Origin of the sequence: [Muricauda] lutisoli (nom. illeg.) (assembly GCF_017313105.1) — a bacterium.
Taxonomy (GTDB): Bacteria; Bacteroidota; Bacteroidia; order Flavobacteriales; family Flavobacteriaceae; genus Flagellimonas; species Flagellimonas lutisoli.
In genome coordinates, this window is record NZ_JAFLND010000002.1 from 769,470 (window position 1) to 795,919 (window position 26,450).

The following is a 26,450-nucleotide window of genomic DNA, read 5'->3' on the forward strand; positions in this document are numbered from 1 at the left end:
TTAGGTTTTGATTTTTATATGCTGGGTTAAAGTACAAAATATTGGGTAACTTTTTTTGCGCCTTTTTCACTACATTTAAGGCAGACTAACTCAACACTTTTAAAATGAAGACTTGCTTTTTCAAATTTGGTATGCTTTTGCTTACCGCAACCTTATTTATCACCCCAATGCATTCCCAGCGCAGGAACAAAAAACAAAGCGCACCTGAATATCCCGAAGAACTTTACTCGAGCTTGGAATACCGATTGATCGGCCCTTTTCGCGGAGGACGTTCCGGAACGGTTGCCGGAGTTTCTGGAGAACCGAACTTATTTTATTTCGGTGCCACAGGAGGAGGTGTTTGGAGAACTAAGGATGGAGGTCGTTCCTGGGAAAACATTTCGGACGGTTACTTTGGCGGCAGTATTGGTGCCGTTGAGGTAGCGCAAAGCGACCATAATGTGATTTATGTAGGTGGTGGTGAGCAGACCGTTCGTGGAAATGTCTCTTCAGGATATGGAGTTTGGAAGACCGAAGATGCCGGTAAAACCTGGACATCTTTGGGCTTGGATAAAAGCCGTCATATTTCCCGAATGAGAATCCATCCCAAGGACCATAATATAGTCTACGCCGCGGTAATGGGAAACCTGTACAAACCAACCACCGAGAGAGGTGTCTATAAAAGTACAGATGGTGGCAAAACATGGAAAAAAGTACTTTATGCCAACGATATGGCAGGGGCTGTTGATCTTACTTTTGACCCCAACAACCCTAGAATATTATATGCATCAACATGGAGAGTACAACGTACACCTTATAGCTTAAGCAGCGGTGGCGAAGGTTCCGCGCTATGGAAAAGTACCGATAGCGGGGAAACTTGGACGGAAATTTCCAACAACGAAGGTTTTCCGACCGATACAATAGGTATTATAGGTGTGACCGTTTCGCCTCAAAACAGTAATAGAGTTTGGGCGATGGTGGAGAACAAGGACAAAGGTGGTTTGTACCGCTCGGAAGATGCAGGTAAAACGTGGTCTTTGGTTAATAGTGATAGAAGTTTGAGACAACGTGCTTGGTATTACACAAGGGTTTATGCCGATACCAATGATGAAGACATCGTATATGTTTTGAATGTGCGTTACCATAAAAGTACCGATGGGGGAAAAACCTTTGAATCCAACAATGCTCCGCATGGTGATCACCATGACCTTTGGATTGCTCCAGAAGATTCCAACCGTATGATCATGGCCGATGATGGTGGAGCTCAGGTAAGTTACGATGGTGGAGAAACCTGGAGCACCTATCACAATCAGCCCACTGCACAGTTTTACAGGGTGACTACGGACAATGCATTCCCATATCGAATTTATGTGGCACAGCAGGATAACTCAACGGTAAGAATCAACTATAGAAGCGATGACGGTTCCATAGGAGAGGATGATTGGGAATCTACAGCAGGAGGTGAGTCTGCTCATATTGCCGTAGACCCGACCAACGACGATATTGTATATGGTGGTAGCTATGGTGGATTTCTTACTCGTATAAACCATGCTAAAAATACCAGAAGAGCCATAAATGTTTGGCCAGATAACCCTATGGGTTATGGTGCTGAGGGAATGAAGTATCGTTTTCAGTGGAACTACCCTATTATGTTCAGCAAGCACGATCCTAAAAAACTATACACCTTCTCCAACCATGTTCACATGACGACGAATGAAGGTCAAAGTTGGGAATTGTTGAGCGGTGACCTCACTAGGAACGACCCTTCAAAATTGGTATCCAGTGGAGGACCCATTACCCAAGATAATACCAGTGTGGAATATTACTGCACCATTTTTGCAGCCAACGAAAGCCCCTTAAAAGAAGGGTTGCTTTGGGTAGGCAGTGACGACGGACTTATCCACGTGACCAAAGATGGAGGCCAAACTTGGGAAAACGTGACTCCTCCGAACATGCCCGAGTGGAACATGATCAATAGTATTGAGCCCTCTGCTTTTGATGAAGGTACTTGCTACGTTGCCGCTACACGCTATAAACTGGGCGATTTTGCACCATATCTTTACAAAACCACTGATTATGGTAAAACTTGGACCAAAATCACCAACGGAATAGAAGATGAACACTTTACCCGTGTGGTCCGTGAAGACCCAAAAAGAAAAGGCTTATTGTATGCGGGAACCGAGACAGGCATGTACATCTCCTTTAACGATGGTGCCGATTGGGAAAAGTTTCAATTGAACTTGCCCATAGTACCTATTACTGATCTAGCCATTAAAGACGATAACTTAATCGTGGCAACCCAAGGTAGAAGTGTTTGGGTGATTGATGACCTTACCGTTCTACATCAATTGGATGAAGCAAAGAAATCCGCAGATGCCATTTTGTACAAGCCAAGAGATAGCTATAGAACCAAAGGTAGAGCTGCAAGCAGACCATCCAAAACAGAAGGTGAAAACCTGGCCAATGGAGTAATTACCCATTTTTACTTGAAAGATTTCTCCGAAAAAGATAGTGTCGCATTGACCTATACCAAAATGAACGGGGATACCTTGGCTACCTACAGTACTTATGCTGAGGAAAAAGACAAAAAGTTGGATGCAAAAAAAGGAGGCAACACCTATGTTTGGAATACACGAGGTAAAGGAGCTGAATTGTTGAAGGGTATGATTCTTTGGGGGGCCAACTTAAATGGGCCAAAAGCAGTACCGGGAACATACAAAGTTACATTGAACGTAAATGGTGAGACCCAAACGGAAAACTTTACCATTCTTCCCGATCCTAGAGCCGAGGTAACGGTGGCCGATATGCAAAAACAATACGATTTCATCACCGAAGTGAACGAAACCGTGGACAAGGCACATCAATCCATCAAAAAGATTAGAGTCATTAATGGCAAGTTGGATGAATTCATCAAAAAGTATAAAGATGATGAAGCAATAAAAGCTTTGGTGGATAAGGCCAAAAAGATGAAAGAAGAGTTTGGGGCAATCGAAAAGGAACTCTATCAAACCAAGAACAGAAGTCGTCAGGACCCATTGAACTTCCCCATCAAGTTGACCAATAAATTAGCGCATTTGAACAGTTTGGTCTCTTTTGATGATTTTCCTCCAACAGAGCAGGATATCGCTGTTAAAAATGAGATGTCAGGAAAAATAAACGCGCAATTGAATGCTTTTGATACCTTGGTCGATAAGGAGATTTCGGCTTTCAACGAAGAATTCAATCAGCTTAAACTGGATTATTTGAGTATTGAAGAATAGATAAAAAGGCCCTTATGTTTTTCATAGGGGCTTTTATTTTCAGATGATATGACTTCTTAAAAAACCAACCAAAACCATGAAAAAAGGACTTCTTTTTTTGGTAAGTGCAATTTTTGGAACACTCACTTTTGCACAGACCGCCAACGATTATTTTGAACCGATGAAATTTAGGAACATTGGCCCTTTTAGGGGTGGGCGTTCCGTAACCGCAAGTGGCGTAGTGGGGGACCCCTTGACCTATTATATGGGCACAACGGGAGGTGGTCTTTGGAAAACGACCAATGCTGGAGGCCTTTGGGAAAATATCTCTGATCGATTTTTTGAAATGGGTTCCGTGGGAGCGGTTGCCGTATCGCGATCCAATTCAAATATTGTGTATTGTGGAATGGGGGAACATGCACCAAGAGGTGTAATGACTTCCTATGGTGACGGTATGTACAAATCCAACGATGCAGGGAAGACATGGATCAAGTTGGGCCTAGAAAAAACGCAGCATATTTCGCGGATCATTGTCCACCCGACCGATCCAGATATTGTTTACGTGGCAGCTCAAGGAGCATTGTACGCTCCAAATAAGGAAAGAGGGGTTTACCGTACCATGGATGGAGGAAAAACATGGGAGAAGATTCTTTATGTGGACGAAGGCACTGGTGCAGCGGAGCTTTCCATGGATGCCAACAACCCTTTGGTATTGTATGCGGCCATGTGGGAGCATCAGCGTAAACCCAATAAAGTGATCAGCGGGGGACCTGGAAGCGGTTTGTACAAAAGTACCGACGGCGGGAACACCTGGAAAGAGATGACCGAAGGTCTTCCAACAGAAAAAGGGAAAATGGCCATATCTGTGAGCCCTGCCAATTCGGATAAGGTGTATGCTTTGATCGAAAGTGACTCCAACCAAGATAAAGGAGGTCTGTTCGTCTCGAACAATGCCGGGGAAAGCTGGCAGATGGTAAGTGGAGATAACCGGTTGGTACAACGCGCTTGGTACTATATCGAGGTTTTTACGGATCCAAACAACGAAAACACGGTGTATGTGTTGAGTGCACCCATGCTGCGTTCGGAAGATGGAGGCAAAACCTGGGAAACCATTTCCGTGCCCCATGGAGACACCCATGATCTTTGGTTTAATCCGGAGGATTCAAAAAACATGGTCATGGCCAATGATGGTGGAGCTACAATCACTTTTGATTACGGGAAAACCTGGACACCATTGGACAATATGCCTACGGCACAATTTTACCGTATTAATACGGACAACCTTTTTCCCTACAATATTTATGGAGGTCAGCAGGACAATACTTCGGTCAAAATCGCAAGTCTATCTGTGGGCCGATGGAGTATCGGAAGAGAAGACTGGCACTATTCCGCTGGGGGTGAAAGTGCCTTTTTGGGCTTTGACCCGGACAATCCCCGCTATGTAATGGGCGGAAGTTATTTGGGAACCATTGAACTATTGGACATGGAGTCTAAAATGTCCAGCAATGTGATGGCGGCACCTATCCAATATCTAGGACGTGATGCCCGTGATATGAAATACCTATACAACTGGAATGCACCCATAATTTGGTCCAAGCACGAGCCCGGAACTTTTTATCATGGAGCACAGTTGGTCCTCCGAACCAGGGATAACGGTGTAACTTGGGAAGAAATATCCGCAGACCTTACCCGAGACCAAGACGAATTACAAGGGAAAGGCGGCGGACCATACACCAACGAGGCAGTAGGAGCGGAGAACTATGGAACTTTGGCCTACATTATAGAATCACCACATGAAGCAGGTGTTTTGATCACAGGCAGTGATGACGGGTTGGTGCACATTACCAAAAACGGTGGTGAATCTTGGGAAGATATTACTCCAAAGGGGTTAAAGGAATGTTTGGTGAACGCCATTGAGGTATCCCCCCATGATCCAGGAACCATATACATTGCCACCACTCGATATAAGTTCAACGATTATACCCCCGCATTATATAAGAGTACGGACTATGGAAAAAGTTGGACAAACATTAGCGAAGGAATCCCTTATGGGGCCTTTACCCGTGTAGTCCGTGAAGATCAGGAACAAAAAGGCTTGTTGTACGCGGGCACCGAGAAAGGACTTTATGTGTCGTGGAACGAGGGTAAAAACTGGGAGCCGTTGCAATTGAATTTGCCCAAAACACCGATTACCGATTTAAAAGTGCACAAAGGAGACCTAATTGTGGCGACATCAGGAAGGAGTTTTTGGATCCTGGATAACATTACAACGCTGTCCCAGTACAAAGGGTCTGCAAATGAGCTAAAACTATATCAACCTGAAGATGCCATTCACGCCAATTGGGGTAGCCCAATGAGCCGTAATTCCAAAGATCTGGATGGCACTAATCCTTATGAGGGAGTGAATCCTGCCAACGGCATGGTAATCTATTATGATCTTCCAGAAAAAATGGATTCCAGTGAAGTGACCATGGAGATTTTGGACGGACAGGGCAAAGTAGTTCGCAGCTTTACTTCCAAAAAAGATGAAAGTTATATTCCGCACAATGGGGGAGGGGCGCCACCAAAACCTGTTTTGGGAACAGATAAAGGACTGAACCGTTTTGTTTGGGATTTAAAGACTCCGATTGTTCCAGGTGTACCGGGAGTCTATATCGAGGCCAATTTTACAGGACATAAAGTGCCACCAGGGAATTACACCATCAATTTGAAAGCCGGAGATAAAACAGTCTCAACCCAAGGAACTATTGTACCAGCACCAAACACCGATATTTCCCAAAAAAGGTTTGAAGACTACCACGCCATTATGACGGATTTCGAGACCAAGTTGACGGACATGCACAACAAAGTGAACAAATTGAAAAAAGTGCAAGACCAGTTGGAGCAGCTTTTGAAGGATCTGGACCAGGAGCAACTTAAAAAAGAAGGCCAGGCATTGCTCGATAAATTAAAGGATTGGGACGGAGAAATGGTTCAACGCAAATCACAAGCGTATGACGATGTGGAGAACTTCCCCAACAAGTTTACCGCAGAATATCTGTTTGTAATGAACCATAGCGACAGTGCATTGCCACAAATCAACCAACCATCAAAAGACAGAAAAGCGGAACTGGAAGCACAATGGGTCGGATTAAAGCAACGTGCGGAGATCTTAATGAATACAGAAATCCCTAATTTTAACACCAAACTTTGGGAGAATGGCATTGGTGCCATTCGTATGTAATATTTAAAAGCTGGACAATTGCTATATCCCTATATAAAATCGCTGCATCTCATATTTGTGGTAACCTGGTTTGCGGGTTTGTTCTACATCCCCAGACTCTTTATCTACCACATTGAAGCTTCGCAAAAACCATCGCCCGATAAGGAAATACTATCCGATCAACTAAAGTTGATGACCAAACGATTATGGTATATCATCACTTGGCCGTCGGCAGTTTTGTGCACGCTTACGGCGATTTGGTTGTTGATCTTAATGCCAGCATGGTTGCAACAACCTTGGATGCACGTAAAACTGGCTTTTGTGCTTTTACTTTTTGTGTACCATTTTAAATGCCATCAAATATTTAAGCAGTTACAGCGCGATGAGGTCAAATACACTTCAAAATTTATGCGGATGTGGAACGAGGTGGCCACTATTATCCTTTTTGCGGTCGTTTTTTTGGTGGTTCTAAAAAGTGCCTTCAATTGGATCTATGGCATAGTGGGCATGATTGTGCTTATGGTGCTACTGATGCTCGGCATTCGATGGTATAAAAAAGTACGGGACAGGAACCCCAATGCGTAGCAAGTCCGAATTACGGCCCAAGTTCAATAATCGGGAAAATGGTCGCATTTTTTTGGGTTTGAAGTCGACTCCTGTACGTGTACTTTATTTGGCTCGATAATTGCTAAATTTAACATTAAATCAAACGATCTTGCTAAGAAAACTCTCCTTACGGTCGCGCATATTCATTGCCATGATTACCTTGGTAGTGTTGGCTTCCGTATTGATTGCAGGGGTCACTGTTTATCAATATAAGGAGCAGGGGAACGATTATCACAAAGAAAGGTTGGAGCGAAAGGAGGAACAGTTGATGAAGAGCATTAATTACACGCTCAAAGAGACTACCTACCCAATTACGACCGAAAACCTCCATCTGATCTTCAGCGAAGAGATCTATGAGATAGCCAATATCCAGAATGTTAATTTCAATATTTACGACCTCGAGGGCAATTTGATCAAAAGTTCAAGGCCTACCTTTGAATCCAATACCATAGCGACTTGTCTTGATGCCGAAGTGCTGAATTTTCTAAGAGAAAGTGGCGAAACCAGGTTTATTGAGGAAAAAAGGGCGGCAGGAGACAACTATCAGGCTACCTATAGGTACATCTACGACCTCAAGTTTAAGCCCATCGGCATTATGAACCTTCCTTATTTTGAAGATAACACGTTCAACAATATGGAGTTGAAGGAGTTTCTTTTCAGATTGGGGATGGTGTACCTTTTAATGCTTATAGTTGCCATTATCTTAGCTTATTTCATTTCAAAATACATTACAAGATCGCTTCAGACCATATCCGACAAGATCAACCGGACCAACTTGACCCATCAAAATGAAAAAATATACCTGGAAAGTCCAGGTGAGGAAATTGCCAAATTGGTGGACTCTTACAACCGGATGATCGATGAATTGGAAGAAAGCGCTGTAAAACTGGCGCGAAGCGAACGGGAACAGGCATGGCGCGAAATGGCAAAACAGGTTGCCCACGAAATCAAAAACCCATTGACCCCATTGCGCCTTTCCGTACAAAGTTTTGAGCGCAAGTTCGACCCGAACGACCCCGACATACAGAAAAAGGTGAAAGAGTTCTCCAAAACCTTGATTCAGCAAATTGATACCATGAGCAACATTGCCACCGCCTTCTCCAGTTTTGCAGATATGCCAGCGCAACAGAACGAGACCTTGAACGTGGTAAAAGTGGTAAAGCTGGCACTGGAAATTTTTAATGAGGATTACATTCATTTTATAGCCGACGAGGAAGAAATCATAGCCAAACTAGATCGCACACAATTGATCCGCGTTATCACCAACTTGGTTAAGAACGCCATTCAGGCCGTTCCAGATGTGGAATCGCCCAGGATTCTGGTAACGGTTGCCACGGTGGGCGAGCATGTAAAAATCTCCATAGCGGATAACGGTCTTGGTATTGCCGATGAATATAAGCATCGTATTTTTGAGCCCAAGTTCACCACTAAATCCAGCGGAACGGGATTGGGCTTGGGCATGGTAAAGAACATTGTGGAAAACTATGGGGGAACCATTAACTTTACCTCAAAAGTGGGCAAGGGAACCGTGTTTACCATAGAGTTTCCCAAGGAACATAAATAATAATGGCGGACATGTTATAGACCGTCTCAAACATCAGTATATATGGATTTTGAAAACATTTACATTGAGGAAGAGAACAATTTGGCCACCATAACCATAAACAGACCCAAAAAGCTCAATGCCCTTAACAAAAGAACCATTGAAGAGCTCCATGTAGCTTTCAAGGAATTGGATGAGGACAATGAAACAAAAGTTATTATTATAACCGGAAGCGGTGAAAAGGCTTTTGTGGCAGGTGCTGATATTTCTGAATTTTCCGATTATTCCGTTAAAGAGGGGCGTCAATTGGCCGCTGCAGGGCAACGGAAACTTTTCGATTTTGTTGAAAACCTTTCCACACCTGTTATTGCCGCTATTAATGGTTTTGCTCTTGGTGGTGGATTGGAACTGGCCATGGCCAGCCATTTTAGGGTAGCCAGCAGCAATGCAAGAATGGGACTTCCCGAAGTGTCGTTGGGTGTTATCCCAGGTTATGGAGGTACCCAGCGGTTGCCCCAGTTGGTCGGAAAGGGCCGTGCCATGGAAATGATCATGACGGCGGGGATGGTTGATTCCGACAAAGCCTTCGGTTATGGATTGGTGAATCACGTTGTATCCAGTGAAGAATTGTTGCCATTTTGTAGAAAGATCGCAAGCAGGATATCGAATAATTCAGCCGTTGCCATAAAACACGCAATAAAAGCGGTAAATGCTGGTTTTAAGTATGACGCTGATGGCTATTCGGTGGAAATTGATGCTTTTGGCAGTTGTTTTGGTACCGATGATTTTAAGGAAGGTACCACCGCGTTTTTGGAAAAACGTAAAGCCGATTTCCCTGGATCATGACCATTGGCTTAACCAAGCCAGACCATGAAAAAAAACCTATTACTACTTTGCTTTGTACTTGCAGGAATGGCGGTATACGCCCAAAAAATGCCTGTATCCTACGATTTTGGTGAAAAGTATCGCGACAGATATCGCTATTCCAACCTTGTTGCCATAGATGAAGACGATTCGGGCGGATATATTTTAGTTCGTGCTTACTACCAAGGATTGATCCTTAAACCCAAAGGATACCTTATAGAAAAATACAACAGTGATTTGGAACTGGTATCCGAATACAACTATAAGCTAAAGGGACTGGATTTTCTGAACGCCTTTCTCAAAAATGGCCAGTTGAACTTAATGTTCCTCAATTATAATGAGTTAAGTGGACAATACGAATATTGGGTACATACCAGCCCTATTATCGATTTTAATTTTAAGGAGAAGAAGCTGCTTTCCATCGCTTCAGAACAAGTGAACGATCCCGTAGGGAAAAACTACTATAATAGGGACTTTTCGAGAGGATTTACCACCGCCGTTCTTTTTGATGAAGATAAAAGTGGGTTTGTAATCAGTACACATCACAAAAGAGGGAAGAGCAACAAGCATATGATCCATATGTTCGATACGGCACTTAACAAAAAGTTCGAATACGACTTTTCCGATGAGATAGAAGAAAAGAACTATGCCTTCGAAAATGTTGATTTTTCGCCGGACCTTTCAACCGCATATGTTGTCGGTAAGGCGTATTTTAAAAAGCGACGTTTTAGGGTGGATGAGAGAAAGTTTCAGTATGAGCTGATCAAGTTTTCACCATATGGCCACAAAACGCAGTCTTTCGTGGATCCAGGAAAATACCCGGAAGCACTGTATCCTGTTCTCATTCAGGATAAACTGGTGTGCGTGGGCTTTTATGCGGATAGAAAGGATAACCGGTACAACGGCATTGTCTATTTTGATACCAACCCCAACACCTTGGACATAAGGACACAAAAATATAATCCCTTCTCACAGCAGTTCATGGACGATAAATTTGGTCGTGAAGAGGATAAGGACATTAAAAATTTGGTTTTTAAAGGTGTGGAGGTAACCGATGAACAAGAGATTTTATTTAATGCGGAAGAGTATTTTGTAACTACCGGATTGGAAACAACAGGGGCTGGACAACGCGTGAAGATCGAGCGGTATCATTACAACGACATTGTCAGTGTTAAACTAGGCCGAAACGGTACTATGGAATGGGCACGCAACATTAATAAAACAGAGGTTACACAAGGTGATGGAGCCTATGCATCCTATAGTTCTTATTGTAAAGATGGCAGCACTTATTTCTTTATCTGTACTTCTGCGGAAAACCCACAACTCATCAATAAAGAACGTTTGATTTTTAAGCAAGGATTCAGTCGTAACCGAAATGTTTTCATGATTTCTTTGGATGAAAATGGTGTTATGGATTATGAAAAGATCATAGATCAGCAAGAAGCCAGATTACCGTTCATGGTTTCCAAACCACTTAAGGACCAGAGCCAGGATAAAATGCTTTTCTACGCTAAAAGAGGGAGCAGAAAACAATTGGTGAAAGTGGATTTCAAATAAATTGAATAGCCGTAATCAATCATAAAAACAATAAGTAGTCAGGTCGAGCGCAGTCGAGAAATCCCATAAACAAAGTAATTTTTCACCCTTGCTGGCAAAGAGGAGATTCTTCACTTTGTTCAGAATGACACCATCTTCTTTCTTTGTGGACATTTGTGTAATTCGTGTCAACCCTTATTTCTGAAGTGACAGCACACGACGATGGTTTTTAGACCATAAGAAAATAGATTGCCCAAAAGAGAAATTAAGGTCCCGGTTCGGGGCTTTTTTATTTCTCACATGCCAAAAAAAGAACGAAAACCCCCATAATAAAAATCGGTTATCAATTCGAATCCATCATTCATCAAACCAAAACCACCATTGGTTAGTTATGCCCCAAAACCACCTTGCATCTGCAATACTTTTGAAGCCATTAACCCTTTTAATAATTAATAAAAAGTTTATGAAAACATTAAAATTTTTAAGTATGGCCATCATGTGTATGGCAATGGTTTTGGTTTCTTGCACCGGTGATAAGGGAGAGACTGGACCTCAAGGAGAACAGGGAATCGCAGGAGTCGATGGTGCCAATGGTAGTGATGGCGTTGATGGTGCCGATGGTGCGAGCTGCTGGGACCTTAACGGCAATGGTGTAGGAGATGCCGATGAAGACATTAACGACGATGGCAACTTTGATGCATTGGATTGCCAAGGAACCGATGGTGTTGATGGCAATGCAAATGTTCAGATATTTGATATAGATGTTACTGACTCTTCAGGAAGTAGCCTATTATTTAATATACCAATAGATCCTGCTGCCCTACCAAATTATGCCATGCTTTTCTATCTAAAGAATCTGGGAGGTTTAGTTTATTCTGTACCGGGCCCAATGGACGGGAACAATTACTATTCAAGATTATATTATGATGAAAATGACAGCACAGGTACGATTAGGTTCTATAACAATAGTGACGACACAGCCTATAATGTAGCGGCAGGATATTTTACCAATTTAAGGATAATTGCCATAGAAACTACGACTGGTGCTAAAAATGGTCAACAGAGCATTATGGACGAACTTAAAGCTGCTGGAATAGATGCCGACGACTATGATGCTGTAGCTGAATATTTTGGTTTGGATAAATAAGTAAAGGATATTTTTTTGCCCTCTGATCGAGGCAACCTGACCATTAACTAAAAGCTGGGCAAATGCCCGGCTTTTTTATTTGGCAATGTAAGATTCCAAGATCAAAAATTTTTTTTTGAAAATTGGAGTAATTTGTGTCATCCTTTATTTCTGAAGTGTCATTTCGAACGGATTTGAGAAATCTTATAAACAAAGTAATTTTTCACCCTTGCTGCCAAGGTATAGATTCTTCACTTCGTTCAGAAAGACATCATCTTCTGTCTTTGTGGACATTTGTGTAATTCGTGTCAACCTTTACTAGGTTGATCATTTTGGTTGTTTGTTGTCCATTAATCCTTTACCCTTTGCCCTTTACCAAAAACACCGCTCCTCCATGTCCCAAATGCACTCCATAGGACAGAGCCTATAGTTAATCGATAATGATAAACGGAATAAATCCATATATTTGGAATAAATCCATAAAATGTTGTCCAAAGAATTTTTGAAAGGAAGGGGAGCACAAAAGAATACGAGCAACAGGTTTTTAGAACATGTGTTCGAAACACGTGATGACTTTTTGGAATTCTGCAGGCTGGAAGGTGAAGAAGCGGAAAGCAACAAAACCAAATACATTCCCATTTTCCCAAAGACCATTGTTAACAAAGTCGATAGTCCAGATGTTGGAATGATGTATTCCATGAACCCCTACCAAGGTTGTGAACATGGCTGTATTTACTGCTACGCGAGAAATACCCACGAGTATTGGGGCTATAGTGCCGGACTGGATTTTGAACGAAGCATATTGGTCAAGAAATCAGCACCAGAGCTTTTGGAGGCCAAAATCAAGCACAAAAAATGGAAGGCACAGACCATTGTGTTATCAGGGAACACCGATTGTTATCAGCCAGCGGAACAAAAGTTTGGAATTACGCGTAAATGCCTCGAAGTGTTTTTAAAGTACAAACATCCCGTGGGCATCATTACAAAAAATTCCTTGGTATTAAGGGACCTCGATATCTTAAAAGAATTAAATGAACACCAATTGGTGGGTGTGAATGTTTCGGTGACCACATTATCGGAAAAAACAAGAAGGATACTGGAACCAAGAACTGCATCGATAGGTAAGCGTTTACAGACCATAAAAACACTCTCCGAAAACAACATCCCGGTCAACGCCATGTTGGCCCCCATTATTCCAGGAATTAATTCCCACGAACTATTGCCACTGGCCAAAGCTGTCGCCGACGATGGTGCACTATCTTTTGGGCTTACGGTGGTTAGGCTCAACGGGGCCATCGGACAACTGTTTTCAGATTGGATAAAGAAGACCATGCCCGATAGGGCCGAAAAAGTACTCCATCAAATTCAGGATTGCCACGGAGGAACCGTAAATGATAGCCGTTTTGGTACAAGAACAAAAGGAGAAGGGAAAATCGCGGAGCAAATACACGAAATGGCTCAAATAGCCAAAAAACGCTACTTTAAGGGGAAAACCTTTCCACCTTTAAACAGCGAACTCCATGAACAATACAAAGATGGGCAGATGAAATTGTTTTAATACAATGGAGCAATGAGTAATGAGCAATGAAGATATGTCATTTCGAGCGAGTTTGCGACGAGAAATCCCATAAACAAATGAACCCTCACCTTTGATGCCAAGGTGGAGCTTCTTCACTTCGTTCAGAATGACATGACCTTCTGTCTTTGTGGGAATTTGTGTAATTCGTGTCAAGCCAAGCATTATAAAAACAAAAAATGGCCCTGTTTAGGGGCCATTTTCCAATACTGTTATTTATTGATCTATTAATTACAGTTCCCAACCTTCGCGGTAATCTCTGGTTACCCAGTCGTTTGCCTTTTCGTAGTTGGTAATCTTCATATTGTCACCGTCCCAGAACAATTTTCTTCTTCCTGGAAAAGCATAAGGTGCCCAATCACCGACTTTTTTACCTTCTTTCAGTTCTTTGTATTGATAAGCTTTTACGGCTAGGTTACCCATGAGCACGGTCTCTGTCAATCGACCGGCTTTTTCAAAATTGGAAGAGGTCGGTGTACCATTTTGGCAACCATCCACAAAATTGGCAAAGTGACCTCCAATACCTCCGGGAACCCTTGGGTATTTTGGTTCCGGGGCGTTATAGAGACCCATCATTTCTGAAGGCAATAATCTGGCATTTTGAGAATACGTATCACAGACCAAGATTCCTTTGTCTCCATAAATTACGGTGCCACCACCAGTGTCACCAATGGTTTCATCGTCTTTGAGTTCGTCCGGTAGGTTGGGTTTTAATCCCCCATCGTACCAATTCAAGGCAATATCACCGTGTTCTTCATGCTCGAATTTTAAGTGTATTTTGGAAGAAGGTGGACAAGAATGGCTGTAATCTGCCTCCACAAAATCATCTACCCAAACCGTTGTACAACTTGCCTCCGCCTCAGTTGGATATCCAAGATCCAATATACTAAATGGTGTTTCCATAATATGGCATCCCATATCACCTAGAGCTCCGGTACCAAAATCCCAGAATCCTCTCCATTTAAAAGGAAGATAAGCATCGTTATAATCTCTCATTTTTGCTGGGCCTAACCAAAGGTCCCATTCCAATTCTCTTGGAATACGGTCTCTTTTTGTTGGCATGGGCACTCCTTGTGGCCATACAGGACGGTTGGTCCAACAATCTATGGTATGTACGTTTCCAATTATGCCAGACTCTACCCATTCACGAGCTATTCGGCTACCATCGCTGGAGGCTCCCTGGTTCCCCATTTGGGTTACAATGCCATTTTCTTTAGCAGTTTTGGTCATTAACCGTGCCTCATAAATATTATGGGTAAGTGGCTTTTCCACGTAAGCATGTTTTTTTTCGCGCATAAATGGTAAAGCTATGGTAGCATGGGTATGGTCCGGCGTAGCCACGGCTATGGCATCAATGTCGTTCAGGTGTTTGTCAAAAACCTTTCGAAAGTCCTTATATCGTTTTACATCCGGAAACTGTTCGTAGGTTTCTTGGGCACGACGGTCATCCACGTCGCAGAACGATACGAATTTCACTCTTCCGGTGTCGTTCAAGCCATTGATTACATTATTTCCCCTTCCTCCAACACCAAAAGCACCTACATACAAGGTGTCGCTTGGGGGAATATGGGTTTTACCTAAAACATGACTGGGAACAATGGAAAAAGCAGCTGAAGCGGCTGCCGTATTCTTGATGAACTTTCTTCTTTGCATTTTGTTTAGTTTGATTTATGTGAATCCCTAAGATACAAAAAAGAGCAAGAGCACTGTTATGGACTATTCTTTGCCATGCCACTCTTTGTAAAACTGTTCCAGATACTTCAGCATGAACAGGTGCCGTTCCTCGGCCAGTTTTTTTCCTGTTTCGGTGTTCATTTTATCCTTCAGCAACAATAGCTTCTCATAAAAATGGTTGATGGTGGGAGCAGTGGATTTTTTGTACTCCTCTTTGGTCATGTTCGGTTGTGGTGGAACAGCTGGATTGTAGAGTTCCCTGTTTTTAAAACCTCCGTAGTTGAATGCCCTGGCAATCCCAATAGCTCCAATAGCATCCAAACGGTCGGCATCTTGTACTATGTGAAGCTCCTTAGAGCTAAACCTTGTTCCATCCCTTTCCAAACTATTTTTAAAGGACATGTGCTTGATGATGTTGACTACATGTTCGATGGTCTTCTCCGCAACGGATTCGGATTCCAGAAAGTTTCTGGCCATTTTTGGTCCTATATTTTCATCCCCATCATGGAATTTTGGGTCAGCAATATCATGAAGCAGTGCCGCCAGTTGAACAATCAAGGAATCTCCCTTTTCATGTTCCAACAATAATTTGGAGGTGTTATAAACACGTTCAATATGGAACCAATCGTGACCCCCTTCCGCGTTTTTCAGTTCGCCCTTAACAAAATCAATGGTATGGTTTATCAATTGGTCTTCCTTCATAATTCGGCATTGACCCCAGAAACAATCTGTTTTTCAATTCGGGCTATGAGTTCATCGGCGTTCCCGATGTTTTCAATGGGAGGATGTACATTGAAAGTTACATGTGACCCCAGCCCCATCGGAAATTTGCCATAACCGAGCAACTTCCATGAGTTGTTTATGCTTATGGGGACGATCAATGCAGAGGGGGCATTTTTCATCATCACTTTAAGTCCCGTGGTCCTAAAAGGTTTGGGAACTCCGTTTCTGCTGCGTGTGCCTTCAGGAAAAATAACCGCACTCCGGTTGTTCGCCTCAATATATCCTGCCAACTTTTGAAGTTCTGCTATGGATTGCTTCGGGTCTTTTCTGTCGATCAAAGCAGAACCACCATGCCTTAGGTTGTACGATACACTTGGAATTCCCTTTCCCAGTTCAATTTTGCTCACAAATTTGGGATGGTACTTTCGCATATACCAGATAATCGGTGGTATATCGTACATGCTCTGGTGATTGGTGACAATGATGAGCGGCCGATTGGTAGGGATATCTTGTTCGTTTTTAAAACTATATCGGGTTCCGAGCACATTGGTGCACCGCATAATGAACCAATTTAGTATGGAAACACTTTTTTTATGCGCATTGTACCCGTATACGTTAAGGCAAACCCATTGAATGGGATGGAAAATGACCAGGACCAAACCAAACAGCAAAAAGAAAATGATGGTGAGGGGGTACGATAACAGTTTTAGCACGGTTATATGTTTATTGATTGGCGTAAAAATAAAAAAACCACCCTTTAAGGGGTGGCCTTTCCATATCTTATTTACTTGAATTTAGCAAAATTCGTTGTAAGCTTCCATTAGGTTTTCCGCAATAAGTTCTGCAGGTCTTCCTTCAATATGGTGCCTTTCGATCATGTGAACCAATTCTCCGTCTTTGAACAAGGCCATGCTTGGGGAAGAAGGAGGAAATGGGACCATGTGGTTTCTGGCCGTTGTAACAGCTTCCATGTCCACACCGGCAAAAACTGTGACCAGGTTATCTGGTGTTTTACTGTTTTGCAGGCTCAATTTGGCTGCTGGTCTTGCGTTGGCCGCTGCACAACCACAAACCGAATTCACCACCACCAAGGTAGTTCCGTCCTTTTTTAAGGCATTTTCAACAGCTTCGCTTGTATGTAGTTCTTCAAACCCGGCTCCGGCCAAGTCTTCGCGCATAGGTTTTACCAATTCTTCTGGATACATAGACTTCTTTTTGATTTTGTTACAAAGATACAGTATTGTTGGGTTTTTTCATTACCCTTAACATTGCTTAAAGCTTTGTTTACCTATCAAACCCCTATCTTTGCGCTTTAATTTTTGAAGTATGATCAAGTGGATAGCCGCTTTTATCGGTTATTTTTTATTTCGATTTCCCGGTGCGGTTTTAGGATTTATCGTCGGGACTTTTTTGGATAATTTCGGAGGCTCTGGCAAAAAATCGGGATCTGTATTCCAAGATTTTACAAAACAGACTGTTTCTCCGGCAGATTTTGAGTTGAACCTACTCTCGTTATGTTCCGTTATCATAAAGGCAGATGGGCAAGTAAATCAACGAGAGCTCGATTATGTGCGCCAGTATTTTTTGAGTACATACGGAAAAGAAAGGGCAAATGCTATTTTTAGAACGTTCAACGACGTTATAAAAAAGCGGGAGATATCCACACAGCGCATATGCAATTTTATGGTGCAACGTACCAGATATGAGGTGAGGTTGCAAATGCTTCACTTTTTGTTCGGTATAGCACAGTCCGATGGCCAGGTAAGCAAAGCTGAAGTTCAAAAATTAAGGGAGATTGCCGGGTATTTTCGAATAAATCAACACGATTTTGAAAGTATCATGGCCATGTTCATCAAGTCGGTGGACAATTCTTACAAGATTTTGGAAATAGAAAGGACAGCTACGGATGAAGAGGTAAAGAAGGCCTACCGAAAAATGGCCAAAAAATACCATCCCGATCGTGTGGTCACGGAAAATGAAGCGATCAGAAATGGGGCCGAGGAAAAATTCAAAGAAGTGCAAAAGGCCTATGAAACCATACAAAAGGAAAGGGGATTATCTTAACCAACAGTTATGCAGGAGTTTTTATTTTATATCAAATTGGGCCTTGATCACGTTCTCGATTTTAGTGCTTATGACCATATTTTGTTCCTATCGGCCTTAACAGTTCCTTTTACATTTAGGAACTGGAAACGTGTATTGGTACTGGCCACTATTTTTACCGTAGCCCATTGCACCTCCTTGGCATTATCCGTTTACGAGGTAATTACCATGGATGTCGGTCTGATCGAGTTTTTGATCCCGGTCACCATTTTGCTCACTGCCCTTTTCAATTTCGCCTATGTGTACAAAGAGTCCTTGAACGTTGGTATTTTACTTCATATTTTGGCCACTGCTTTCTTTGGATTGATTCATGGTTTTGGTTTCTCCAACTATTTTAAGATGTTAATGGCCGAGGAAGAGGACAAAATTACCCCCTTACTTGGTTTTGCAACCGGCATAGAGTTATCTCAAGTTACCATCATATTGATTGTTTTGGCTATTTCATACGTGATTTTGGAACTGTTCAAGGCAAAGCGCTGGATTTTTATTGCGATCGCATCAATTTTGATCATTGCCATTACAATACCCTTGCTGATTGCTACGTTCCCCTTGTAGGAACTACGTTAAATTTTATCGAATAAGGTTGTAAGGGTCTTTCAAAGCAGGTATATTTAATTAATTATCAGCGTTTTTGGATAAATGAAGGCGAGCAAACAAGAAAAATACGACAAAGCTTACTTGCGAATGGCCCAAGAATGGGGCAAACTATCTTATTGTAAAAGAAAACAAGTTGGTGCCATTATTGTAAAAGATAGAATGATCATATCCGATGGGTATAACGGAACTCCCACGGGATTTGAGAATATTTGTGAGGATGATGAGGGATTTACCAAATGGTATGTGCTCCATGCCGAGGCGAATGCCATTCTTAAGGTTGCTTCGTCCACACAATCTTGTGAAGGGGCTACATTGTACATTACATTATCTCCATGTAGGGAATGTAGCAAGCTTGTGCACCAAGCTGGCATAAAACGTGTGGTATACCTGAATGCGTACAAAGATGACTCTGGATTAAAATTTCTGGAAAGGGCAGGAGTAGAGATCGTGCATTTGCCCATTTTGGAAGAAATGGTTTAACACCATAATTGCTATATGAAAAAGATCAAAGGATATATTTGGCCAACACTTCTTGCTTTAGCGGTGGCACTCGGTATTTTTATTGGAGGCAAGCTCCATTTTAACGACTCACCTGAAAAGCTTTTTTCCACCAATTCCAAAAAAGACAAACTCAATCGGCTTATAGACTATATCGACTACGAATACGTGGATGATGTGGATACCGATAGCATTGTTGATGTCACCGTAAACAATATTCTTGGCAAACTCGATCCGCACTCCGTTTATATTCCCAAAGATGAAATGAAGGATGTAGCCGAAAGTATGAAAGGTGACTTTGCAGGTATAGGGGTGAGCTTTTATATGTACAGGGACACCATTACGGTTATCAGAACCATCAAAAACGGGCCAAGTTATATTAGCGGGATAAAACCTGGTGACCGAATTTTAATGGCGGACAGGGACACCCTGTTCGGGAGAAGAATTTCCAACGATGATGTTGTCTCTACCCTTAAAGGTAAAATAGGTACCAAGGTAAATCTAAAGGTGTATAGAAAAACCGAGGATAAATTGATGGATATCCCCGTGGTTCGAGACCGGGTCCCGATCAGGAGCGTGGATGCTTATTATATGCTTACCAAGGATATAGGATACATCAAAATAAACAGATTTGCAGAGTCTACTTTTGATGAGTTCAAGGATGCCCTTAGAAAATTAAAGCTACGGGGCGCGAAAAAGCTAACACTTGATCTTAGGGATAACCCAGGCGGCTATTTGGGAATTGCTGAAAAATTGGCCGATGAATTTTTGGGCGAGGACAAGTTGATTCTTTTTACCAAGAACAAAAAAGGAAGGATAAAAAAAGCATACGCAACCAAAAAAGGCGATTTTGAGGATAAGCCGGTATATGTGTTGATCAACGAACGTTCTGCTTCGGCCAGTGAAATTATTGCCGGAGCCTTACAGGATAACGATATAGGGACCATTGTGGGCAGACGTTCCTTTGGAAAGGGATTGGTGCAACGGGAAATGGATTTGGGAGACGGTTCCGCCGTAAGGTTGACAGTGTCCAGATACTATACCCCTACTGGTCGATCTATTCAAAAATCGTATAAGGACGGCAACCATGATTATTACAAAAAATTCATGGAACGCTATTCCAGCGGCGAGCTTACATCTGCGGATAGTATAAAAGTGGCGGACTCCTTAAGGTTCGTAACGCCTAAAGGCAAAGTGGTATATGGCGGTGGCGGTATTATTCCCGATGTTTTTGTTCCAATTGGAAGCAACCAGGAAGAGGCCATAGAAAGTATGGAGGATACCTATCAGTTTTTTGCGAGATTTGTTTTTGAACACTTGGAAGAAGATAGAACCTTATACGACGATTACACACAAAACCAATTTTTGGATGAATTTAGTGTGGATGATATTCTCTTCGACAATTTCATTCAGTTTGTACTGGATAGAAAGATAAAATTGGATTTCTATGCCTACGAGGATAAAATAAAAGCATACTTAAAGGCCAATATCGCCGAGCAATTGTTTTCGCCCAATATTTCTGCACAAATCAAGGGAGATTTTGACTCCATGCTTAAAAAGGTGAAAGCATTGGACAAAGCGGATATAGATCAATCCCAAATAGGCGCTGTAGAAATTAAACCTTGATTTATTTCTTCAGTTTTTTGTCGATTTTTTTGGAAGTCATAAAAATCAATGTCAACACAATGGCACATAAGGAGGCCAAAATACCGATCAAGGCAATAGTGCTGTCACCTTGGATTGGATTTTCAAAATCTACCAATGTCACGTTGTAAGCAATAAGTGCCAACGCAAGAATAATTAAAACTATAGCAAAGGTCTTGTTCATATCTATGTGTTAAGCGGCGTGAGACAGTAGCTCATTTATATTGGTGGCAAATAGTTTTACGGCGATTGCCATAAGGATAACACCAAACACTTTTCGTATAATATTGAGTCCATTTTTTCCCAAAATCCGCTCAATTCGAGCACTGGATTTTAGTACGATGTACACAAAGATAACGTTTATAATTATGGCCACTATAATGTTCTCCACGTGATATTCTGCCCTAAGGGACAAAATAGAGGTCAAGGTACCTGCACCGGCAATCAGTGGAAATGCAATGGGAACGATAGAGGCGGTTTCCGGTTCATCATCCCTGTAAAGTGATATGCCCAAAATCATTTCAATGGCCAGAAAAAATATGATGAAAGCACCAGCAACAGCAAACGAATTTACATCGATCCCTATTAAAGAAAGAATGCTTTCCCCAACAAATAAAAAGGCAATCATAATCGCAGTGGCCACAATTGAGGCCTTTTCAGATTGCACATGACCAACCTTGTTGCGCAGCGATAGAATAATAGGGATACTTCCCAAAATATCTATTACGGCAAACAATATCATTCCAGCGGTCGCTATTTCTTTAAAGTTAAAATTCATACCCTTATTTTTTCGGACGGCAAATTTACGTGTAAAAAATACTTTTGGACCATATAGTATGTTTAGAAATCATCAATTTTTTGGTTTTGAATTACCTTTGCCAAAAAGTTGAGGTCTGTATGTTTCAAATAGGGAAAACCATTGTATCCGAAGAAATATTGGAAAACGATTTTGTATGCAATTTAAATGCTTGTAAGGGAGCTTGTTGTGTAGGAGGGGAGTACGGAGCACCATTGGAGGATTCGGAAACCGATAAGCTTGTCAACATCTATCAAGATGTGAAACCTTTTTTGCGCCCCGAAGGAATAGCAGCCATCGAGGAGCATGGAGTATTCGTTAAAGGAGAAGATGGTGAGTGGGAAACCCCTTTGGTGAACAACAATGAATGTGCTTATGTGATTTTTTCGGATGATGGGATAGCCAAGTGCGGACTGGAGGCGGCCTACGAGGCAGGTGCCACCAAATGGAAAAAGCCAATTTCTTGCTATTTGTATCCGGTTAGAACCAGGGAATACTCCGAATTTACAGCGGTAAACTATCATAAATGGGAGATTTGTGACCCGGCTTGTGCCTTGGGCGAGGAATTGAAGGTCCCTATTTACAAGTTTGTAAAAGAGGCCTTGATCAAAAAGTTTGGAAAGTCTTGGTACCAGGAACTGGAAGAAGTAGCAGCGGAGAATACTAAATCGTAGGGATATCTAAAACCACTTTGGTACCAATGGGATTGCCTTTGGTGTCAAAAAGATCCAAAATATCCACATCAAATTTATTTTGGTAATCCTTGGCAAAATTGGCCAGTCGCTCCTTGGTAATTCGAATGCCCAATGACTTTCTTTTGAGAACCCTGTTTTCTTTGTTGACCTCTGCCATGGTTCTCCCTACACCATTGTCCACAATTTCAATGCTCACGTGGCCCTTATCCTTGTTCCTTACATTGATCTGGATTTTCTTGTCACCTTCTTTTGGCGAGAGTCCGTGCCAAAGGGAGTTTTCCAAAAATGGCTGTAATGTTAGCGAAGGAATTTTGATATTGTCTATATTGATATCCTTGTCTACCTGTATTTTAAATTCTATTTCGTTGGAGAATCGTATGTTTTCGATATTCATATAGAGTTCCATGGTTCCCAGTTCCTCGGATAAGGGAATTTCTTTTTGCGAAGAGGCCTCCAGGATTTTTCGTACCAACTTGGAAAACTTGTTTAGATAATGCACTGCATTTTTTTGCTCATTATTTATAATGTACAGCTTTATGGAGTTTAACGAATTGAACAAAAAGTGCGGGTTCATTTGGCTTCGGAGCATCTTTTGTTCCAAGGTAAGGACCCTCTTTTCGTTTTTGTTCTGGTATTGACGATAAAGTATATAAAGTATGGAGGATATCAGCCCGACGATCAATGCACTCACCAATAGGGTTGTCTGTTGCTTCTTTAACCTCAAGCGAACAATCTCATTTTCTTTGGCGAGGACAGCAATTTGGTTGTTCTTCTTGTCGTTCTCGTACTTAATTATGATATCGTTCATGTACCGAAGGTTGGTAGCGCTGGAAATCTCCTTGTCGTATTCATCCGCCTTTTTGTAAAACTCATAGGCCTGCTTATAATCTCCCTTTATATTTTCAAGGTCCGACATTTTTTCATAGGCATACAAAATGTTACTTGGGATATTTCGCGTTTGGGCCATTTGCAATCCCTCTTGAATAAAGTTCTCTGCCTCTTTATAATTGCCCAATTTTGTATGTGCCCATCCTGTGTTGATATAAACAACAGAGGTTATGGAATAGTCACCGATTCTTTTGGATTCCTCAACAAGCGGTTCTAGCAGTACCAATGCCAGGTATGGCATATCTTGTTTTAGGTATATCTGGGCGAGGCTGTTCTTACAGATTACCCGACCGATGTTCGAATTTATTTCTTCGTTGTATGCCAGTGATTTCCGGTAGTTTTCAAGGGCACCTTCCAAGTCGCCCTTTTCTTCCAAACAATGTCCAATATTTTGATGGTTGATGGCCAGGCCAAGTTTGTTTCCAAGTTCCTCTTCAAGTTTTAATGCTCTTTCAAACTGTAAGATGGCCAAATCATATTGTTCCAAAGCTTGATACAGGTTCCCGATGCCGTTCAAAGCTACATTGATGCTTCTTTTGATATGGTTTGAAGGATTTTCGACTTGCTCGGCCAGTTCCAATGCTTTTTGATTGTAGTCCAAAGCTGTTTTGATCGCATCTGTGCGCCTGTACACAACGCCAAGCATATTTAGACTAAGAACCCTGAATTCGGTGTTATTGGCCTCCTGGGAAGCAGCGAGGGCCTGTTCGTGAAGTTCCACGGCTTTTTCATATTGGGAAATGTTCCTATAATTCATTCCCAAATGGTTCAGCGCATATGCCTCACCCTCCAAATAATTGCTCTCCCTACTTAAATTGGCAAAATACCTTAATAGCGTGGTGTCTCTTTTTTCGGGATAAAGTTCTTTATCCAGTGATTCGTAGGTTTTAGGTCGCAACTGAACAAGTGTTTCAACTTTTTCCTGAAATTCTCTAGGGATGTCTTGCGCCCTTAACGAACCAAAAAGGGAGAACAACAACAGAGCGAGCAGCGCAATTGTTCGCATTCGAGGTAGGCTTTCGATTTGTTGGAACTTTGTTATAGGCACTGGAACATTATGGATTTAAAGCATATCCAAAAAATCGGATTTTTTTTGCCGGGAAACAGGAATTTTATGATTGGATTCCAAAACCACATAACCGTCGGTTTTTAGGAATTCCTTTATTTTGTTGAGATTGATGATGTAAGAATTGTGTATTCTAAAGAAGCTGCTCTCGGGCAAAAGTGCATTTACCTCCTTTAGTTTTTTAGTAAGAAGTATTTTTTGACCATCGGAAAGGAAGATCGTACTGTAATTACCATCGGATTCCGCAAACAGGATATCGTCACTATTCAAGAAAACCAACTTTCCGTCTGTGTTGATGGTGATTTTTTTGCTTTGGGATTCTGCATTAAAATTCAAGAGAATCTTTTCCAATCGCCCTACGGTAAGGTTTTTGGCGTTGTACCTTTTTATTTTGGCAATTGTTTCTTCGAGGTCATCCGTATCAATTGGCTTTAAAAGGTAGTCGATCGCCTCATTTTTTAATGCTTGTAGTGCATACTGGTTATAGGCGGTGGTAATTACGACGGGGAAATCCTTGTTCTTAAGGTTTTTAATGAACTGGAACCCATCCATAGCTGGCATCTCTATATCCAAAAACAAACAATCTGGGGTGTTTTGCTCAAGATAGTTCAAGGCTTCGCCCGCATCGGTAAACGATGCAACGATATCCACTTCATCACTCAAATTGGTAAGTTCCCAACTTAAGCTTTGAAGTGCTTTTATTTCGTCGTCAACTATTACTGCTTCTAGCATAATATAGAATAGGTAATATCAAATTTAGGATTATTCTTTACATAGTAATAAAATTATGTGTTAATGGATATTTAGCACGTATAACTGGTACAAAAAATTAAACCAAGTGAAAAAGCCGTTCATTTTCAGAGTTTAAGCTTATTATTCTTGGAAAACACAAGCATTTTCTAAAAAACCAAACACCAACTATACACAAAAAGGAACAATTCATACATAGACTCCATAAGAGCGGTTTTTTGTTGTCTATATTCGAACGTCCATATTTAAAGGACGATTTGAAATAATCTGATTATGAAAAAATGTGCGGTGTTGTTTCTGATTTTAGTAGTGGCATTGATCTTTGCGGCTATTTCAGAAAAGAACGATGCGGAATTAGTTTCGGATTTGAACGAGGTTGCTGCCCGAAAATAATCTTGTAGCCAACCCAAACGTTGTATTTGCTCTTAGAAATTTTGTATTACCAAATAATGGTACGGCCACAGCAACCAATCTTTTGATTGTATTAACCGCTTGCACGATTAAATCTTCGGTTGGGTCAAATCCATTTGATTTTAGGTTTCGGGGGAACTACCTAAAGCAAAAAAGGATTTATCAAGGCCATAATTGAAGAGGCCGTACTCTTTGGTAATATTTGGCCAATGGCCAGTTCATCATAAAAGAAAGACCAAGTAAGTATATTGTGATACTTCTTGGTCTTTTTCATTTATCCCAAATATTTACATACTTGCCTTATAAATGTCTTCGATCCTAGATTTCAACATTTTATGTTAAAAACTTTACGCTGATTTCAGAGAATCAAACTTTAAAATTTGACTGCATTTTTAAATATTTGCCTAGCTAACGTTTGGATTGAGATTTTTAGGATTCTACCTGCCCGATCTGTAAAAAGCTGAAGCAATTTTTTCAAAAGAATAGAAAAGATAGCTGTACATCATTAAGTTGTTGCTTAGTGTGCGCAGTTCAATTTGTGCTGAAAATTCAGTACGTGTGATAGTGTTTATTGATTTAATACCTCGGAGAAGTTCACCCCACTTTGGAACATTCCGAGGTATTTTTATAAAGTTAAGGACATAAAAAAACCTCCAGAACTGGAGGTTTTTATTTTTAGTTGTGCAAAGACAATATTTATAACGACCAAGCTTTTCCGCCGGTCAATGTCTCTAGGTCGCCACAGGGAACGTACTCCCCGGGAATGGGCAAATAAGCCAATACTTCCTCACCGACATATTCTGAGTTTTTGTAGGCCCAAGTGGCCAGATCCCTCAAATCGTTGGCAAAGGAGAAACGGGCGATTTCATCGTCCAATACGGCCTCGCCACCTTGCATAATGGCCTGCATATAGCTCATGATTGCCTCGGAGTGT

At 41.6% G+C, this 26,450-nt stretch carries 23 protein-coding genes; 13 read left to right on the top strand and 10 right to left on the bottom strand.

What is annotated here, in order from left to right; translation table 11 throughout:
• The first annotated feature begins 104 nt into the window (after positions 1-104).
• From J0X13_RS10805 to J0X13_RS10840, 8 genes are all read left to right on the top strand, one after another.
• Positions 105-3,239, top strand: coding sequence for a WD40/YVTN/BNR-like repeat-containing protein (locus tag J0X13_RS10805; RefSeq protein WP_207071417.1), 3,135 nt, complete (start codon positions 105-107; stop codon positions 3,237-3,239).
• Between the two features lie 76 nt (positions 3,240-3,315).
• Positions 3,316-6,441 (top strand): VPS10 domain-containing protein, encoded by a 3,126-nt coding sequence (locus tag J0X13_RS10810; protein WP_207071418.1) that lies wholly within the window; start codon positions 3,316-3,318, stop codon positions 6,439-6,441.
• 18 nt (positions 6,442-6,459) lie between these two features.
• Positions 6,460-7,005 (top strand): CopD family protein, encoded by a 546-nt coding sequence (locus tag J0X13_RS10815; RefSeq protein WP_207071419.1) that lies wholly within the window; start codon positions 6,460-6,462, stop codon positions 7,003-7,005.
• Positions 7,006-7,177: 172 nt separating this feature from the next.
• Entirely contained in the window at positions 7,178-8,590 is a 1,413-nt protein-coding gene (locus J0X13_RS10820) for a sensor histidine kinase (RefSeq protein WP_207071472.1), read from the top strand.
• Between the two features lie 42 nt (positions 8,591-8,632).
• Positions 8,633-9,415, top strand: a complete 783-nt coding sequence (locus J0X13_RS10825; protein ID WP_207071420.1) for an enoyl-CoA hydratase/isomerase family protein — start codon at positions 8,633-8,635, stop codon at positions 9,413-9,415.
• 24 nt (positions 9,416-9,439) lie between these two features.
• Positions 9,440-10,990, top strand: a complete 1,551-nt coding sequence (locus J0X13_RS10830) for a hypothetical protein (protein WP_207071421.1) — start codon at positions 9,440-9,442, stop codon at positions 10,988-10,990.
• 442 nt (positions 10,991-11,432) lie between these two features.
• Positions 11,433-12,116, top strand: a complete 684-nt coding sequence (locus J0X13_RS10835; RefSeq protein ID WP_207071422.1) for a collagen-like protein — start codon at positions 11,433-11,435, stop codon at positions 12,114-12,116.
• Between the two features lie 463 nt (positions 12,117-12,579).
• Positions 12,580-13,653, top strand: a complete 1,074-nt coding sequence (locus tag J0X13_RS10840; protein WP_207071423.1) for a PA0069 family radical SAM protein — start codon at positions 12,580-12,582, stop codon at positions 13,651-13,653.
• A gap of 249 nt (positions 13,654-13,902) precedes the next feature.
• Here J0X13_RS10840 and J0X13_RS10845 read toward each other — a convergent pair whose 3' ends face one another.
• From J0X13_RS10845 to J0X13_RS10860, 4 genes are all read right to left on the bottom strand, one after another.
• The gene (locus J0X13_RS10845; protein ID WP_207071424.1) at positions 13,903-15,324 is read right to left on the bottom strand and encodes a Gfo/Idh/MocA family protein; all 1,422 of its coding nucleotides are present in this window, start codon (positions 15,322-15,324) and stop codon (positions 13,903-13,905) included.
• A gap of 63 nt (positions 15,325-15,387) precedes the next feature.
• Positions 15,388-16,047, bottom strand: a complete 660-nt coding sequence (locus J0X13_RS10850) for an HD domain-containing protein (RefSeq protein WP_207071425.1) — start codon at positions 16,045-16,047, stop codon at positions 15,388-15,390.
• Entirely contained in the window at positions 16,044-16,781 is a 738-nt protein-coding gene (locus J0X13_RS10855; RefSeq protein ID WP_207071426.1) for a lysophospholipid acyltransferase family protein, read from the bottom strand. The genes J0X13_RS10850 and J0X13_RS10855 overlap by 4 nt, the downstream gene beginning before the upstream one ends.
• An 81-nt stretch (positions 16,782-16,862) precedes the next feature.
• Positions 16,863-17,273: a BrxA/BrxB family bacilliredoxin gene (locus J0X13_RS10860; protein WP_207028991.1), complete on the bottom strand. Its 411-nt coding sequence runs from the start codon at positions 17,271-17,273 to the stop codon at positions 16,863-16,865.
• 121 nt (positions 17,274-17,394) lie between these two features.
• On the opposite strand from J0X13_RS10860, the gene J0X13_RS10865 reads away from it, so the two are divergent.
• From J0X13_RS10865 to J0X13_RS10880, 4 genes are all read left to right on the top strand, one after another.
• Entirely contained in the window at positions 17,395-18,132 is a 738-nt protein-coding gene (locus J0X13_RS10865) for a TerB family tellurite resistance protein (RefSeq protein ID WP_207071427.1), read from the top strand.
• A 9-nt stretch (positions 18,133-18,141) separates the two neighbouring features.
• Positions 18,142-18,726 carry a HupE/UreJ family protein gene (locus J0X13_RS10870; RefSeq protein WP_207071428.1) on the top strand — a complete coding sequence of 195 codons (585 nt, stop codon included), beginning with the start codon at positions 18,142-18,144 and terminating at the stop codon, positions 18,724-18,726.
• A gap of 84 nt (positions 18,727-18,810) precedes the next feature.
• On the top strand, positions 18,811-19,248 hold the full coding sequence (locus tag J0X13_RS10875) for a deoxycytidylate deaminase (protein ID WP_207028997.1): 438 nt from the start codon (positions 18,811-18,813) through the stop codon (positions 19,246-19,248).
• A gap of 15 nt (positions 19,249-19,263) precedes the next feature.
• The gene (locus J0X13_RS10880) at positions 19,264-20,892 is read left to right on the top strand and encodes a S41 family peptidase (protein ID WP_207071429.1); all 1,629 of its coding nucleotides are present in this window, start codon (positions 19,264-19,266) and stop codon (positions 20,890-20,892) included.
• Between the two features lies 1 nt (position 20,893).
• On the opposite strand, the gene J0X13_RS10885 is transcribed toward J0X13_RS10880, so the two are convergent.
• Entirely contained in the window at positions 20,894-21,094 is a 201-nt protein-coding gene (locus tag J0X13_RS10885; RefSeq protein WP_207029001.1) for a hypothetical protein, read from the bottom strand.
• Positions 21,095-21,103: 9 nt separating this feature from the next.
• Complete coding sequence (locus J0X13_RS10890) at positions 21,104-21,688, bottom strand: MarC family protein (RefSeq protein ID WP_207029003.1); 585 nt, start codon at positions 21,686-21,688, stop codon at positions 21,104-21,106.
• A 119-nt stretch (positions 21,689-21,807) separates the two neighbouring features.
• On the opposite strand from J0X13_RS10890, the gene J0X13_RS10895 reads away from it, so the two are divergent.
• Positions 21,808-22,380, top strand: coding sequence for a DUF3109 family protein (locus J0X13_RS10895; protein ID WP_207071430.1), 573 nt, complete (start codon positions 21,808-21,810; stop codon positions 22,378-22,380).
• Here the strand turns inward: J0X13_RS10895 and J0X13_RS10900 are convergent.
• The 4 genes from J0X13_RS10900 to J0X13_RS10910 form a co-directional block, all read right to left on the bottom strand.
• Positions 22,370-24,295, bottom strand: a complete 1,926-nt coding sequence (locus J0X13_RS10900; RefSeq protein ID WP_242535707.1) for a tetratricopeptide repeat-containing sensor histidine kinase — start codon at positions 24,293-24,295, stop codon at positions 22,370-22,372. The two genes, J0X13_RS10895 and J0X13_RS10900, sit on opposite strands and share 11 nt — an antisense overlap.
• A 57-nt stretch (positions 24,296-24,352) precedes the next feature.
• Positions 24,353-25,087: a LytR/AlgR family response regulator transcription factor gene (locus tag J0X13_RS10905; protein ID WP_207071432.1), complete on the bottom strand. Its 735-nt coding sequence runs from the start codon at positions 25,085-25,087 to the stop codon at positions 24,353-24,355.
• A gap of 571 nt (positions 25,088-25,658) precedes the next feature.
• Positions 25,659-25,790 (bottom strand): hypothetical protein, encoded by a 132-nt coding sequence (locus J0X13_RS15660; protein ID WP_262896921.1) that lies wholly within the window; start codon positions 25,788-25,790, stop codon positions 25,659-25,661.
• A gap of 422 nt (positions 25,791-26,212) precedes the next feature.
• Positions 26,213-26,450 (bottom strand): gluconate 2-dehydrogenase subunit 3 family protein (locus J0X13_RS10910; protein ID WP_242535708.1); only part of this gene is annotated, 238 nt, incomplete at its 5' end.

Coding starts and splice junctions, on each gene's coding strand:
- J0X13_RS10875 (WP_207028997.1), top strand. CDS start 18,811: ATGAAGGCGAGCAAACAAGAAAAATACGACAAAGCTTACTTGCGAATG.
- J0X13_RS15660 (WP_262896921.1), bottom strand. CDS start 25,790: ATGAAAAAGACCAAGAAGTATCACAATATACTTACTTGGTCTTTCTTT.
- J0X13_RS10895 (WP_207071430.1), top strand. CDS start 21,808: ATGTTTCAAATAGGGAAAACCATTGTATCCGAAGAAATATTGGAAAAC.
- J0X13_RS10850 (WP_207071425.1), bottom strand. CDS start 16,047: ATGAAGGAAGACCAATTGATAAACCATACCATTGATTTTGTTAAGGGC.
- J0X13_RS10840 (WP_207071423.1), top strand. CDS start 12,580: ATGTTGTCCAAAGAATTTTTGAAAGGAAGGGGAGCACAAAAGAATACG.
- J0X13_RS10820 (WP_207071472.1), top strand. CDS start 7,178: ATGATTACCTTGGTAGTGTTGGCTTCCGTATTGATTGCAGGGGTCACT.
- J0X13_RS10865 (WP_207071427.1), top strand. CDS start 17,395: ATGATCAAGTGGATAGCCGCTTTTATCGGTTATTTTTTATTTCGATTT.
- J0X13_RS10805 (WP_207071417.1), top strand. CDS start 105: ATGAAGACTTGCTTTTTCAAATTTGGTATGCTTTTGCTTACCGCAACC.
- J0X13_RS10900 (WP_242535707.1), bottom strand. CDS start 24,295: ATGCGAACAATTGCGCTGCTCGCTCTGTTGTTGTTCTCCCTTTTTGGT.
- J0X13_RS10885 (WP_207029001.1), bottom strand. CDS start 21,094: ATGAACAAGACCTTTGCTATAGTTTTAATTATTCTTGCGTTGGCACTT.
- J0X13_RS10835 (WP_207071422.1), top strand. CDS start 11,433: ATGAAAACATTAAAATTTTTAAGTATGGCCATCATGTGTATGGCAATG.
- J0X13_RS10860 (WP_207028991.1), bottom strand. CDS start 17,273: ATGTATCCAGAAGAATTGGTAAAACCTATGCGCGAAGACTTGGCCGGA.
- J0X13_RS10880 (WP_207071429.1), top strand. CDS start 19,264: ATGAAAAAGATCAAAGGATATATTTGGCCAACACTTCTTGCTTTAGCG.
- J0X13_RS10825 (WP_207071420.1), top strand. CDS start 8,633: ATGGATTTTGAAAACATTTACATTGAGGAAGAGAACAATTTGGCCACC.
- J0X13_RS10890 (WP_207029003.1), bottom strand. CDS start 21,688: ATGAATTTTAACTTTAAAGAAATAGCGACCGCTGGAATGATATTGTTT.
- J0X13_RS10870 (WP_207071428.1), top strand. CDS start 18,142: ATGCAGGAGTTTTTATTTTATATCAAATTGGGCCTTGATCACGTTCTC.
- J0X13_RS10845 (WP_207071424.1), bottom strand. CDS start 15,324: ATGCAAAGAAGAAAGTTCATCAAGAATACGGCAGCCGCTTCAGCTGCT.
- J0X13_RS10905 (WP_207071432.1), bottom strand. CDS start 25,087: ATGCTAGAAGCAGTAATAGTTGACGACGAAATAAAAGCACTTCAAAGC.
- J0X13_RS10830 (WP_207071421.1), top strand. CDS start 9,440: ATGAAAAAAAACCTATTACTACTTTGCTTTGTACTTGCAGGAATGGCG.
- J0X13_RS10810 (WP_207071418.1), top strand. CDS start 3,316: ATGAAAAAAGGACTTCTTTTTTTGGTAAGTGCAATTTTTGGAACACTC.